General features: G+C 69.7%; 6 protein-coding genes and 1 pseudogene. 5 read left to right on the top strand and 2 right to left on the bottom strand.

The genetic code is table 11. The features are described 5' to 3' along the window. Positions 1 to 116 precede the first annotated feature (116 nt). The gene (locus tag ACZ55A_RS09580) at positions 117 to 3398 is read right to left on the bottom strand and encodes a tetratricopeptide repeat protein (RefSeq protein WP_468836753.1); all 3282 of its coding nucleotides are present in this window, start codon (positions 3396 to 3398) and stop codon (positions 117 to 119) included. Positions 3399 to 3553: 155 nt separating this feature from the next. Between ACZ55A_RS09580 and ACZ55A_RS09575 the strand changes: the two are divergent. From ACZ55A_RS09575 to ACZ55A_RS09565, 3 genes and pseudogenes are all read left to right on the top strand, one after another. Further along, positions 3554 to 3712, top strand: a pseudogene (locus ACZ55A_RS09575) (DUF255 domain-containing protein); the annotation flags it as partial. A gap of 316 nt (positions 3713 to 4028) precedes the next feature. Beyond that, positions 4029 to 8771: a DUF6531 domain-containing protein gene (locus ACZ55A_RS09570; RefSeq protein ID WP_468836751.1), complete on the top strand. Its 4743-nt coding sequence runs from the start codon at positions 4029 to 4031 to the stop codon at positions 8769 to 8771. 15 nt (positions 8772 to 8786) lie between these two features. Then, on the top strand, positions 8787 to 9227 hold the full coding sequence (locus tag ACZ55A_RS09565; RefSeq protein WP_468836749.1) for a hypothetical protein: 441 nt from the start codon (positions 8787 to 8789) through the stop codon (positions 9225 to 9227). Here the strand turns inward: ACZ55A_RS09565 and ACZ55A_RS09560 are convergent. Next, positions 9202 to 9525, bottom strand: a complete 324-nt coding sequence (locus ACZ55A_RS09560; RefSeq protein WP_468836747.1) for a hypothetical protein — start codon at positions 9523 to 9525, stop codon at positions 9202 to 9204. The genes ACZ55A_RS09565 and ACZ55A_RS09560 overlap by 26 nt on opposite strands. Positions 9526 to 9860: 335 nt before the next feature. Between ACZ55A_RS09560 and ACZ55A_RS09555 the strand changes: the two genes are divergently transcribed. Together ACZ55A_RS09555 and ACZ55A_RS09550 are read left to right on the top strand one after the other, a co-directional pair. Beyond that, a complete protein-coding gene (locus ACZ55A_RS09555) occupies positions 9861 to 11903 on the top strand; it encodes a thioredoxin domain-containing protein (protein WP_468836745.1) in 2043 nt (680 codons plus the stop codon). Between the two features lie 120 nt (positions 11904 to 12023). Beyond that, positions 12024 to 13391: an amidase gene (locus tag ACZ55A_RS09550; protein WP_468836743.1), complete on the top strand. Its 1368-nt coding sequence runs from the start codon at positions 12024 to 12026 to the stop codon at positions 13389 to 13391. Positions 13392 to 13486 lie beyond the last annotated feature (95 nt).

Genomic DNA, 13486 nt, shown 5'->3' with positions numbered 1-13486 from the left:
AGGGCCGGCCGAATGGCTCAGGCCGGCTGACCGGCCCGGCGGCTCGCTGACCCAAGCGGTCAGCGAGCCGGCACCCTCACTCGTCCTCGGTCCTCGTCACTCGTCCGCACCGCTCCTCATTCGTCCGCGCCCGGCGCGACCACCACCCCCATCACCTCGCGCGCATGGCGGTTCGGCACCATGCCCAGCCGCCAGGCCTGCCATCCCGTTTCCGGCTCGACGCCGCGCTCCAGCAGCAGCCCGAACGCCTCCGCGCAGTCCTCCAGCTTCGAATCGCGGGTCGGATGCTTCTCCCGGATCAGCTGCGCCAGCTCCTCCTGGGCGACGGCCGTGCCCACCACGGAGCCGCCCGGTGAGGCGAACGGCAGCAGTGTGCAGCGCAGGAACCGGGCCCAGTCCTCGCCCCGGCGGTCGCCGTAGCCGGCGAATATCCGGGCCGCCTCGTCGGCCAGCTCCAGTGCCTGCGAGGCCCGGCCGTTCCCGGCGTCGATGATCACCAGCTCCAGGCAGGACCACGCCTCCCCGTGGGGCACCCCTATCCGCTGGAAGTCCTTACGCGCGTCCTGAAGCAGCTGCCGGGCGAAGCCGCTGTTGCGCAGCGATCCGGTCTGCTCCGCCCGCAGATCGCGGGTGACCCTTCCTGAGTGGTGCCGGGCACACGCCAGTCCGTAGCCGTCCTGCATCCGGCTGAACATCGTCCGTGAGCGCTCCAACTGCCTTAGCGCCACATCGTGTTCGCCGCGTTCCTCCAGCGCCTGGCCCAGGTAGTACATCGTCCAGGCCTCACCACGGGCGTCCTCGTGCTGATGGTGCAGCGGCAGCGCCTGCCGCAGCTGGTCCACGGCGGGCCCGGGCTCGCCGTCCACCAGCCGGGCGCGCGCCAGCTGCGTCATCGCCCAGGCCGCGCCGCGCTCGTCGTGCGAACGGCCGTAGAGCTCCAGCGCCGCATGCAGGGCGCGCTCCGCCCGCGGCACATCCCCCATCCGCAGATACACCTGGCCGAGCTGGAAGTGTGCCCAGGCCTGGCCGTGGATGCTCTCGCTCTCCTCGTGCAGCTCCAGGGACTCCCGCAGCATGGCGATGGCGTCGGCGAGCTGCGCCCGGTCCCGCTCCACCGCCGCCAGGGCGTGCAGGGTCCAGGCGCGGTCGCCGTGCATGTCCGGTGCGGACTGCAATTCCAGCGCCTCGCGGAGCTTGGCCGCGGCCTCCGTCAGATTGCCCTGCTGCTGAAGGGTGATGCCCAGATCGCGCAGCGCACGCGCGGCACCCACCGGGTGCTGTGCCTCGAAGTAGAGATCGACCACCGACGACAGGGTCGTACGCGCCTTGTCCAGTTCGCCGAGCTGGCGGGCTGCCACACCCGTACGCCACTGCACCGAGCGGGCCAGCAGCCCCTGGCCGACGGCCCGGGTCAGTTCGCTCAGCTCGCCGAGCCGGTAGAGGTCGCCGCGCAGCAGGCAGTAGTCGGCCAGCGCGCCCAGCAGATGGGAGACCGCCGCCTGGTCGACGCCCTGGTCGGCATGGCGCAGCGCGGCCGTGATGAAGCTGGTCTCGTCGTCCAGCCATTGCAGGGCCGCGTCCAGGGACGTGAAGCCGTGCGAGCCGAAGCGGTCGGCGCGGGTGGACGTCCGGCCGTCGACCAGCCGGATGACCGAGTCGGCCAGCTCCGCATAGCCGCGGATCAGCCGCTCCTGGGCCGCGCCACGCTCGTCGGCGCCCTCCTCGTCCTCCAGCCGGGCGTGCGCAAAGCGGTGCACCACCGCATGCATGCGATAGCGCTCGCCGCGCACATGCTCGATCAGCCCGGCCCGGGCCAGCGCCGCCAGCTGCCGCTCCGCCTCCGCGTTCCCGACGCCCAGCAGGGCCGCCGCGGCCGCCGCCCCCAGGCTGGCCCGGCCCACCAGCGCCAGCCGGCGCAGCAGCCGCCGGGCCGCCTCCGGCTGGTCGGCGTAGCGCAGCGCGAGCGCACGCTCGACCGGTCCGAGCGAGCCCTCGGCCGCCAGATCCCCGGCCAGCGCGGCAGGGGTGCGCGCGCCGAGCGAGGACCCGGCCACCCGCAGCGCCAGCGGCAGTCCGGCACACAGCCCGGAGATCTCCTCGATCGCCCGGGCGTCGTACGGCCCGGTCTGGTCCGACGCCTCGTCGTCGGGGCCGGCGGCGGCACGCAGCAGCTCTTCGGTGCCCGCCGCGTCGAGCGGGCCCACGGGCAGCTGGTGCACCCATGCCTCCAGGTCGGCGGGCAGGTCCAGCGGCGCCCGGGAGGTGACCAGCACCAGGCTGTCGGACCGCTCCGGCACCAGGGTCCGCACCTGCTCCGGATCGGAGGCGTCATCCAGCAGCACCGTCACCGGCAGTCCGGTCAGGTGCTGGTGGTACAGCTCGACGAGCCGCTTGACGTGCTGCTCCTGGGAGGGACGCTCGCGGAAGAGCAGCTGCTCGCGCGGTGCGCCCAGGCGGTTGAGCAGATGCAGCAGCGCGTCCCGGGTCGGCAGCGGCACCTCACCGGGGGTGTCCCCGTGCAGATCCACCACACAGGCGCCGCGGAACTGGTCGCGCAGCTCGTGTGTGGCCCGCACCGCCAGGGCCGTACGCCCCGAGCCGGGCTCGCCGTGCAGCACCACCACCGTCGGCCTGGTCTCCGTGCTCGCGCGGGCCGCGTGCACCCACTGCGCGATCTGCGTCAGCTCCGCCCGCCGGCCGGCGAACGGGCCGTCCGGCTGCGGCAGTTGGGAGAAGGAATGTTCCAGTACCGACCGCTGCCGGGCCGCCGCGCTCCGGTCCGCACCGCGCAGCTGCGGCCCCCGGGTGGTCTTCGACGTGGTGGACGTGGCCGCCGGGCCGCTGCCGCGGGCCGCCGCCGTCAGCATCCGCTGCTGGTCGAGGAACGGCCGGATGCCGCGCACCTCCAGCGCCGTCAGCCACTGAAGCCGCAGCTGCTCCGCTCCGCCGGGCTGACCGCGCCTGCCCGCCTCACGATGCGCGGCCGGCCAGTGGCCCGCGGTGAGCTTGAGGACCGTGGCCGCCGCGCCCGCCACCACCGTGGCCGCGCCCACCCCCAGCGCCGCGCCGGTGCCCGTGCCGTACGCGAGGTCGGTGCCGAACGCCGCCACCGCCGCCGCGGCAGTCGCCACCACGGGAGTCCCCAGTTCCTTACGGGACAGCCGCTCTGCCAGGGCCGGCCGGCCGGCGGCCGCCTCGTCCAGCGCCCGGACATAGGCGGAGTACTCCTCGGCGGCGCTGCCCGCCAGCTCCTCCAGCGCCGACCGGGCCCTGCCGATCAGCGTCTCCCCGTCGAGCCGCCCTCCCGAGCGCCGCACCTCTTCCTCGACGGTTCTGGTCAACAGCGCTTCCGCTTCCGCACGGTGGCCGTCGCGCAGCACAGTCAGTGAGCCCGGCATGCCGTCCCCCTCCAGCAGTTCCAGCAGTTCCAGCAGTCTCCGGCGGTGATCTTCGCCGTACGCACAGTGTTCCGCGTCCGCACGGATTCCGGCAGGCCTGTGGATAACTCCCTGCGCTCCCGCACTGCCGCGGCACATTGGGAGAGGATGGAGACATGCCGAACCGCCTGGCTCATGAGACTTCCCCGTATCTGCTCCAGCACGCCGACAACCCCGTCGACTGGTGGCCCTGGTCCTCCGACGCGTTCGAGGAGGCCCGGCGGCGCGGTGTGCCGGTGCTGCTCAGCGTCGGCTACAGCTCCTGCCACTGGTGTCAGTAGATGAAAACAACCAGGTAGCTCTGAGCTGGGTAGTTTTCAAGGTGTACCGGTGTGGATGCTTTCAGTGAGCAGCTTGGGCGAGATGCAGGCGCCTGGGTCCAAGATCGCCTACCGGCTTAGGAGGGTGGCGCTCCGAGGGCACTCGTTGCCCTTGCCCTGTGTCCCGGGTGCGGCTGGCCTGTGGCCGGCCCGTGGTGTCCTTGCCAGGTGCGGCGTCATCACATGTGACTCATAGGGCACTTGGGGAACCGTTCGCCCAGCTGAAATAGTCTGATCATCTGGCAAAGGTTTTACGGGGGGATCGTTCCGCATGGGGGTTGTGCTGCCGGGCTGGGCGGATGAACTGCTCGACCTGATCGGTGTGTCCTGGCCGAACGTCGACGAGGACGACTACCGCGAAATGGCCAACGCCATGCGGGAGTTCGCCGACGACATCGACGAAGGCGCGAACGAGGCGCACACCGCCATCCAGAGCCTGGTCGGTTCAGCGGGCGGCTCATTGGCCATTGAGGCGCTCAATGCGCACTGGGGGAAGATCAACGGCCAGCATCTCAAGGGCCTAGCCGACTGTGGCCGCATGGCAGGCACCGCGATGGACGGTGTTGCGGTCCTCATCGAGGGCGCCAAGATCGCCGCCCTCGTTCAACTAGGCATCCTCGCCGCCGAGGTCATCGCAGCCCAGGCCGCGGCCCCCTTCACCCTGGGCCTCTCCGAGATCGGCGCGCTGGCCGCGACCCAAGCCACCCGCATGATCGTCAAGCGCCTGTTCAAGGAGGTCTGCCAGCAGGTCGCCGAGCAGGTCATCAGCATCGCGCTCACCCCCGTAGAGGAAGCCCTGGCCTCAATGGTCGGCGACCTGGTCGTCCAGCTCGGCGCCAACGCCCTCGGCGTCAAGGACGGCGTCGACCTGGGCCAGACCGCCAAGGCGGGCAAAGACGGCTTCAACCAGGGCGTCAACGACGCCAAGGACTCCGCCAAATCCGCCGCAGACAACCCCATGGAACTCCTCAGCGCCGGCGGCCGCCGCGGAGGCGGGGGCGGGCTCGGCGGAGGCGGCAGCAGCTCCGGTGGCGGTGGTGGTGGCGGCTTCAGCTTCGACAAGGACGAACACGACAAGGCCGTCACCAGCCTGGAGAGCGCGGGCGGCACCTTCCGCAACAAGGCCGGCGGCAAGATCGGCCGCGCCAAGAGCCACCACGGCCGCACCCGCGGCAAGGACTTCATCGCCGACGCGGCGAACACGATGCTCGACAAAGTCATCGAAGGCATCGAGGACGCGGTCAAGAAGACCGCCAAACACCTCGACGACAACATGACCCGCGGCATCAAACAGATGGCCAAGAACCATCACGAGAACGACAAGAGCCTGGCCGACCGCTTCAAGGGCCTCGGCAAGGAGGGGAAGGGCGATCCCAAGCGTCCGGGCGGCGGTGGCTCAGTCCCGGGCGGCAGCGACGGTGGCAAGTCACCGAACTCGAAGAGTCCCCATTCCAAGGGGCCCTCGAAGAGTGAGGCGGCCAAACAGGCCGACGCCGACCACGCGAACGACAAGACCCGCAAGGACGAGGGCAAGTGCACGGACGGCACTGACCCGGTCGACCTCGCCACCGGCAAGGTGTTCCTGCCACAGACCGATATCGCCCTGCCAGGCGCCTTGCCACTGGCCTTCACCCGCAGGTTCGAGTCGTCCACCCGCATCGGGCGGCACATCGGCCCGTCCTGGTCCTCCACCATCGACCAGCGCCTGGAGATCGACACCGAAGAGGTCATCTTCGTCACCGAGTCCGGGATGCTGCTGCGCTACCCGATACCCCAGACCGGCGAACGGGTACGGCCCAAGCAAGGCCCGCGCTGGCCCCTGATGCGCACCTCCCAAGGCGACTGGGCCATCCACGACCCCGACACCGGTCAGACCCGCTACTTCAGCGACGCCCCGCACGCCCCCGGCATCGCCCTGCCCGACGAGATCACGGACCGCAACGGCCACCGGATCACCTTCGACTACGCCGACGAGACCGGCATCCCGTACGCCGTCCGCCACAGCGCCGGCTACGAACTCAAGCTCACCTGCGACGAGAACGGCCGCCTCACCGCCCTGCACCTGGCGGGCGCCGCCGCCGACGGCTCGGACCAGCTGATCCGCTCCTACGGACACGACCAGGCCGGCAACCTCATCACCGTCACCAACTCCACCGGCGCGGTAACGCGGTTCGAGTACGACACCGACCACCGCATGACCGCCTGGGTCGACTCCAACGACTCCCGCTACGAATACACCTACGACGACCGCCACCGCTGCGTCACCCAGTGCGGCGCCGAGTGGCACCTGGAGAACCGGTTCACCTACGGTGAGCCCGATCCGGAGACCGGCCACCGCGTCACCACACACATCAACGGTGAGGGCGCCACCACCCGCTACCTCATCAACGACTGCCTCCAGGTCATCGCGACCACCGACCCGCTCGGGAACACCACTCGCACCACCTACGACGCGCACGACCGGCCGCTACAGATCACCGACCCCCTCGGCAACACCACACAACTCTTCTACGACGAGGACGGACGCCTCGTCTCCCTTGTCCACCCGGACGGTTCCACCAGCACCGCCACCTACAACGACCTGGGGCTACCAGCGGAGGTCACCGGCCAGGATGGCCGAACCTTCCGTCAGGAGTACGACGCCAACGGGAACCGCACCTCCATCACGGACCTTGCCGGCCGAACCACCCGCTTCACCCGAGACGGACGCGGACACCTCGCCTCGGTCACCGACCCGCTGGGGAACACCACCCGTATCGAGTGCGACGAGGCCGGTCTGCCACTTACGATCACCGACCCTCTGGGCGCCGCCACGCATTTCCGCCGGAACCGGTTCGGCCACACCGCATCCGTGACCGATCCTCTTGGCAACACCACCCACTACACATGGACCCCCGAAGGGCACCTCGATACCCGCCTGAACCCCGATGGCACCCAGGAGTCCTGGACCTACGACGGCGAGGGCAACCGCACCACCCATACCGATCCCCTGGGCCAGGTCACCACCTTCGAATACGGCCACTTCGACCAGCTCAAGGCGCGCACCGACCCGGACGGCGCACGCCACGAGTTCGTGCACGACACCGAACTCAAGCTCATGAAGGTCACCAACCCACAGGGTCTGACCTGGCGCTACGAGTACGACCTGGCCGGGCGCCTGATCTCCGAGACCGACTTCGACAACCGCACCCAGTCGTACACCCACGACGCGGCCGGGCGGATGACCTCCCGCACCACCGCTCTGGGCCAGACCATCCGCTTCCAGCACGACGCGAGGGGCCGCACAACCTCCAAGGATGTCGACGGTGAGCTCACCACCTTCACCTACGATGCTACTGGGCAGTTGACCCGGATCACCGCCTCTGACAGTGACATCGTCTACATACGCGACGAGTTCGGACGGGTCATCAACGAGACGGTGAACGGCCGCACCACCACTTACACCTACGACACGCTGGGCCGTCGTATATCCCGCACCACTCCCACTGGCGCGGTTAGCACCTGGACCTACAACGCAGCTGGGAGCCGCACCGCGCTTGACGTGTCTGGTCACATCCTGGCCTTCGCACACGACGCACTCGGCCAGGAAATCTCCCGCACCCTCGGCGACCTAACCTTCACGAACCAATTCGACTCCCTCGGCCGCCTCACAGGCCAGCACGTCACCTCAGCTGCGGAAACAGTCCAGCGTCGCGCCTTCACCTACCGCGCGGACGGCTACCTCACCCACATCGACGATCACCTCAACGGCACCCGCAACTTCGAACTCGACGCCGTCGGCCGGGTCACCACCGTCTCCGCCCTCAACTGGACCGAGACCTACGCCTACGACACGGCCGGAAACCAGAGCCACGCCACCTGGCCCGACCGCCACCCCGCCCCCGAAGCCCGGGGCGAGCGCACGTACACCGGCACCCGCATCAACCGCGCCGGCAGAATCCGCTACGAACACGACGCCGCTGGCCGCATCACCCTGCGCCAAAAGACCCGGCCCTCCCGCAAACCGGACACCTGGCGCTATACCTGGGACGCCGAAGATCGCCTGATCGCCTGCACCACCCCAGATGGCACCACCTGGCGCTATGCCTACGATCCGCTGGGCCGCCGCACTGCCAAGCTACGTCTCACCCCGGACGGCCGGAGCATCGCCGAACAGGTGGACTTCACCTGGGACGGCACCACCCTGTGCGAGCAGACCACCCTCGTCCACGGCAACCCCATGCAAACAACCCTCACCTGGGACCATCAGGGTTATAAACCCCTGACCCAACACGAACGCCGCACCACAATCCACACCCCGCAACACGAGACAGATCAGCGCTTCTTCGCCATCGTCACCGATCTCGTCGGCACACCCACCGAACTCGTCGACGAGCGGGGCGATATCGCCTGGCGGAGCCGCCAGACCCTATGGGGTAGCACCACTTGGGCATCCGGCAGCACTGCGTACACGCCGCTGCGCTTTCCGGGCCAGTACTACGACCCCGAGACAGGGCTGCACTACAACTACTTTCGTCAGTACGACCCAGAGACGGCCCGCTACCTCACCCCGGACCCGCTCGGTCTCACCCCGGCGCCGAATCCTTCTACATACGTCCGCAATCCGTTCACCTGGACCGACCCACTCGGCCTCGCACCATGCAAGAAGAAGAAAAAGAAGGCCAAAGACGAAGAAGATGAAGGGAAGCCCAAAGAGGAGTTCAACTATTTCGATGACTTCCACCAAGCAAGGGCCGATGCTCGGCAGCGCGCCGGGCTGGGAGACGACGCAATTCCATTCGTCCAAGAAATCGGCCCCGAAAGGGGTGCGGTTACGGGAATGCAAAGTCCTGACGGGTCGCGCGGATGGAGGATCGACTATGACCCGGATAATCCGGAAAAGGCATTCCATGTAAACTGGTGGGTAAAGGAGGGTGCCAAGAGAAGTGACTCCTGGACCTACGGGGCGAATGTGATCAACGGAGGTGATCTGCAGACTTACAGGGACATATTTCGACATTTCCCGCAGGCGTAAACAAAGGTTGAGCCCATGGCTTACGTAGAGCATCAGCACATCAAAGAGTGGTTGGGGGAGCATGACGGTGAAGTCTTGGGAAGTCAGTACTCAGGAATCCTGAACGAGTATCTGAATGCGCTCCCTTGGGGTTCGAGCGGGATCCGTTGGGGGGCGATCGGGCACATCAAGGTGGAAATTCCGCAATCACCCGACGTCAAGTTCATGCAGGAATGCCTGGAGACTCCAATGGGCTCACATCCGCATGCATTGATCATGTACAACGGGTCCGAGGAATCCATCCTGTGTCGCACAGAGGATGCTCTTCGCGATATCGACCTGTTGTATCTTCGGGCTCCCGGGCCCAGGTACTTCTGCGGTGTCGACATGACGGGCAGCAACGGCATTTCGGTGTGCGCGAAAGATTTTGCAGAATATGACATTACTGGGCTCACGTTTCGCGCTTCGGAAGCCTGAGGACGTCCTCGCTCGACCGCAGATATCGAATGCCGTCCTGATTCACTCCTGCGCTGCTGCGGGTTGGCTTGGGCTGAGGTGATTCGTCGGCCAAGAGTCCGCGGAGTGGCGCCCTGACAGCCTGCTGCCTCGCCGCCGTGTCCAGCAATGTCGGCCGCAACGTCCAGCAGGGTCCGTCGTCCAGTGCCCAGGCGGTCCAACCGTCGAAGGGCCCTCGTCCCGAGGCCGCGGCGGCTGCCGCAGAGGGGGACTTGAATTGTCGACCCTCGCTCGCCTCGATCCTGCCGTCCGCGGTCACCTGGGCGAGATGCGCTTCCCCGCTCGCTTATGCCGGAAGGTGAGCTGTGTCCCCGCGGCCAATAGCCCGGCGTCGACCAGGTCGGAAACCCGCACCCGTCGTCCTTCGATCGGATAGGAAGCCCGCCCCGAAGGCTCCCTCTGTGCCGTTGACCAGCAGGGAATCCGTCATCGATCTCTTCCCCTCCCCCGGAATCTTCCTGCCTCGGATCGACCTGGGCGCCCGAGGCGTTCAGCGAGGCGGCCGGCGCGGGGTGCTGCTCAGCGTCAGGTAAAGCGAGGCAGAGCCCGTGCGGCCTCCAGGGCAGGGTTGGGCATTGTGAGAGGCTGGGTCGTATGAACCGGTTGGCTGGTGTGACCTCGCCGTATCTGCTTCAGCACGCTGACAATCCGGTCGACTGGTGGCCTTGGACGCCGGAGGCTTTCGAGGAAGCGCGGCGGCGCGATGTACCCGTTCTGCTATCAGTCGGCTACTCTGCGTGCCACTGGTGCCATGTGATGGCCCACGAGAGCTTCGAGGACCCGGCCACCGCCGCGCTGCTCAACGACCACTTCGTCTCGGTCAAGGTCGACCGCGAGGAGCGCCCGGACGTCGACGCGGTGTACATGGAGGCCGTGCAGGCCGCCACCGGCCAGGGTGGCTGGCCCATGACCGTCTTCCTCACCCCCGACGCCGAGCCGTTCTACTTCGGCACGTACTTCCCGCCCGAGTCCCGCCACGGCATGCCGTCCTTCCGGCAGGTCCTGGAGGGGGTGCGCAGTGCCTGGGCCGACCGCCGTGACGAGGTCGGCGAGGTCGCAGGACGGATCGTCGCCGACCTGGCCGGACGCTCGCTGACCGAGTCGCTGCCCGCGGACCGCCGGCCGCCGCGCCCCGAGGAGCTGCACACCGCCCTGATGGGGCTGACCCGCGAATTCGACGCGGTGCACGGCGGCTTCGGTGGCGCGCCCAAGTTCCCGCCGTCCATGGTGCTGGAGTTCCTGCTCCGCCACCACGCCCGTACCGGCTCCGCCGGGGCCCTGGAGATGGTGCAGGCGACCTGCGCGGCGATGGCCCGCGGCGGCATCTACGACCAGCTCGGCGGCGGTTTCGCGCGCTATGCGGTGGACGCCACGTGGACGGTGCCGCACTTCGAGAAGATGCTCTACGACAACGCCCTGCTGTGCCGGACCTACGCCCACCTGTGGCGGTCCACCGGGTCCGACCTGGCCCGCCGGATCGCCGTCGAGACCGCCGACTTCATGGTCCGCGAACTCCGCACCGACCAGGGCGGCTTCGCCTCCGCACTGGACGCGGACAGCGACGACGGTTCCGGGAAGCACGTCGAGGGCGCGTACTACGTATGGACGCCGGAGCAGCTGCGCACCGTACTGGGGGAGAAGGACGCGGAGTTCGCCGCCACCTACTTCGGCGTCACGGAGGAGGGCACCTTCGAGGAGGGCGCCTCGGTGCTCCAGCTCCCGGACACCGAAGGCCTGGCTGACGCCGAGCGGGTGGGGTCCGTCAAGGAGCGGCTGCTGGCGGCGCGCGCGAAGCGGCCGCGCCCCGGCCGCGACGACAAGGTCGTCGCCTCCTGGAACGGGCTCGCCATCGCCGCGCTCGCCGAGACCGGCGCCTACTTCGACCGCCCGGACCTGATCCAGGCCGCCACCGACGCCGCCGACCTGCTGGTCCGCGTCCACATGGACTGGCAGGCCAGGCTGCACCGCACCTCCCGCGACGGCGCCCCGGGCGCCAACTCCGGTGTCCTGGAGGACTACGCCGATGTCGCCGAGGGCTTCCTCACGCTGGCCTCGGTGACCGGGGAGGGCGTCTGGACCGAGTTCGCGGGCTTCTTCCTGGACACCGTGCTGGTCCAGTTCACCACCGAGGACGGCGCGCTCTACGACACCGCCGCCGACGCCGAGGCGCTGATCCGCCGCCCCCAGGACCCGACCGACAGCGCCACGCCCTCCGGCTGGACCGCCGCGGCCGGCGCTCTCCTGTCGTACGCGGCGCTGACCGGCAGCGCGCTGCACCGGGACGCCGCGGAGCGGGCCCTGGGCATCGTCACCGCCCTCGGCGGCCGGGCCCCGCGCTTCATCGGCTGGGGCCTCGCGGTCGCCGAGGCCGCCCTGGACGGCCCGCGCGAGATCGCGGTCGTCGGCCCGCAGGACGATCCGGCCACCGCGGCGCTGCACCGCGCCGCGCTGCTGGGCACCGCCCCGGGAGCGGTGGTCGCACTGGGCGCCCCCGGGTCCGACGACACCGGCGAGGTGCCGCTCCTCAAGGACCGCCCCCTGGTCGACGGCAAACCCGCCGCCTACGTCTGCCGCCACTTCACCTGCGAACGGCCCACGACGGACGCGGAGGAGCTGACGGAACGGCTCCGGGGGTGAGGTACGCGGCCGGGCCTCCCGAGAGAGGCCCGGCCTGCGAAGGCCCCCGGGCTGAGTAAGGGGGCGCCGTGGCGGGGGAAGCAACGGCCCGCTGTCAGTGGCCGGTTGTAGCGTTCAGGCGTGACGACCTTGCTCGGGCATCGATCCCTTGTCCAGGAGGCCGCGGCGTTACGGGCCGGCACGGACGACCCCGTCGCCGCGGCACAGCGCACCTGCGACCGCATCGACGCCGTCGATCCGCAGGTGCGGGCCTTCGTGCCCGAGGCCGGGCGCCGCGACCGGCTCCTTCAGGCGGCGCGGCAGCGGGCGGCGGGCGGCCCACCGGACCCGGCGGCCCGGCCCGCCCTCTTCGGGATACCCGTAGGCATCAAGGACATCGTGCATGTCAACGGGCTGCCCACCCGGGCGGGTTCCGCGCTGCCGCCCGAGGTGCTGGCCGGTGCGCAGGCCACCGTCGTCGACCGGCTGTGCGCGGCCGGCGCGCTGATCGCGGGCAAGACCGTGACGGCGGAGTTCGCGGTCACGGCGCCCGGCCCGACCCGCAATCCGCACCATCTGTCCCATACGCCTGGTGGGTCGAGCAGTGGCTCGGCGGCCGCGGTGGCTGGGGGCATGGTGCCGCTGGCCATCGGGACGCAGACCGTCGGCTCGATGATCCGCCCCGCCGCGTACTGCGGCGTCGTCGGATTCAAGCCCACCTACGGGCGGATACCGGTCGACGGGGTCATCCCCAACGCGTCCGGCTTCGACACCCTGGGGTGCTACGCCACCGACGTGGCAGGGGTCGCCCTCGCGGCATCGGTGCTGCTCGACGGATGGCAGCAGCGGCCGGGCGGGCGCACGGCGCGACGTCCCGTACTGGGCATACCCGCCGGCCCCTACCTGGAGTGTGCTGGCGACGAGGCCCTGCGCGCCTTCGGGGAACAGCAGGAGCTGCTGCGGGCCGCCGGGTACGTGGTGTGTGAAGTCCCCCTGATGGACGACTTCGAGCAGATCGTCGACCAGCTCTTCACGATGAACCGTTACGAGGTCGCCCGCGCGCACGCCGACTTGTTCGCCCGCTTCGGCGCGCGCTACCGGGAGGAGACCAGGGCGGCCATCCGCCAGGGGCAGCCGATCGGGGACGGCGCCTATGAAGCGGCCCGGGAGCGCCGCACCGCGTTCCGGGCACGGCTCGCGGCGGAAGGGGCCGCGGCAGGCATCGACCTGTGGATCGCCCCGTCGGCCACCGGCCCCGCGCCCGCCGACCTCACCACCACCGGCAGCTCGATCATGTGCCTCCCCTGGAGCAACGCCGGCCTGCCGTCCCTCAGTCTGCCCGCCGGCCGGGCCGCCAACGGGCTGCCGCTGGGGCTCCAACTCATCGGCAACTTCGGCGCGGACGAGGCGTTGCTGCACGGGGCAGCGGAAATCGAGAGCGTACTGGCGGGGTGTGAGGGCGCACCGGGCGGAGCGCCACAGGAGCCGGGCGGGCCGGGCGCACGCTGAACGGGTCGGCGGGAAGGGAGAGGGGCGGCCGGCCCCAGCGCAAGGCCGGGGGCGCCGGGCGCGGCACCGGAAACCCGGCCCCCGGACCGCCGCTC

The organism is Streptomyces sp. NPDC034111 (genome assembly GCF_055575375.1).
The sequence above is the reverse complement of the archived record's forward strand: the minus strand, read 5'-3'. Positions and strand labels throughout refer to the sequence as shown.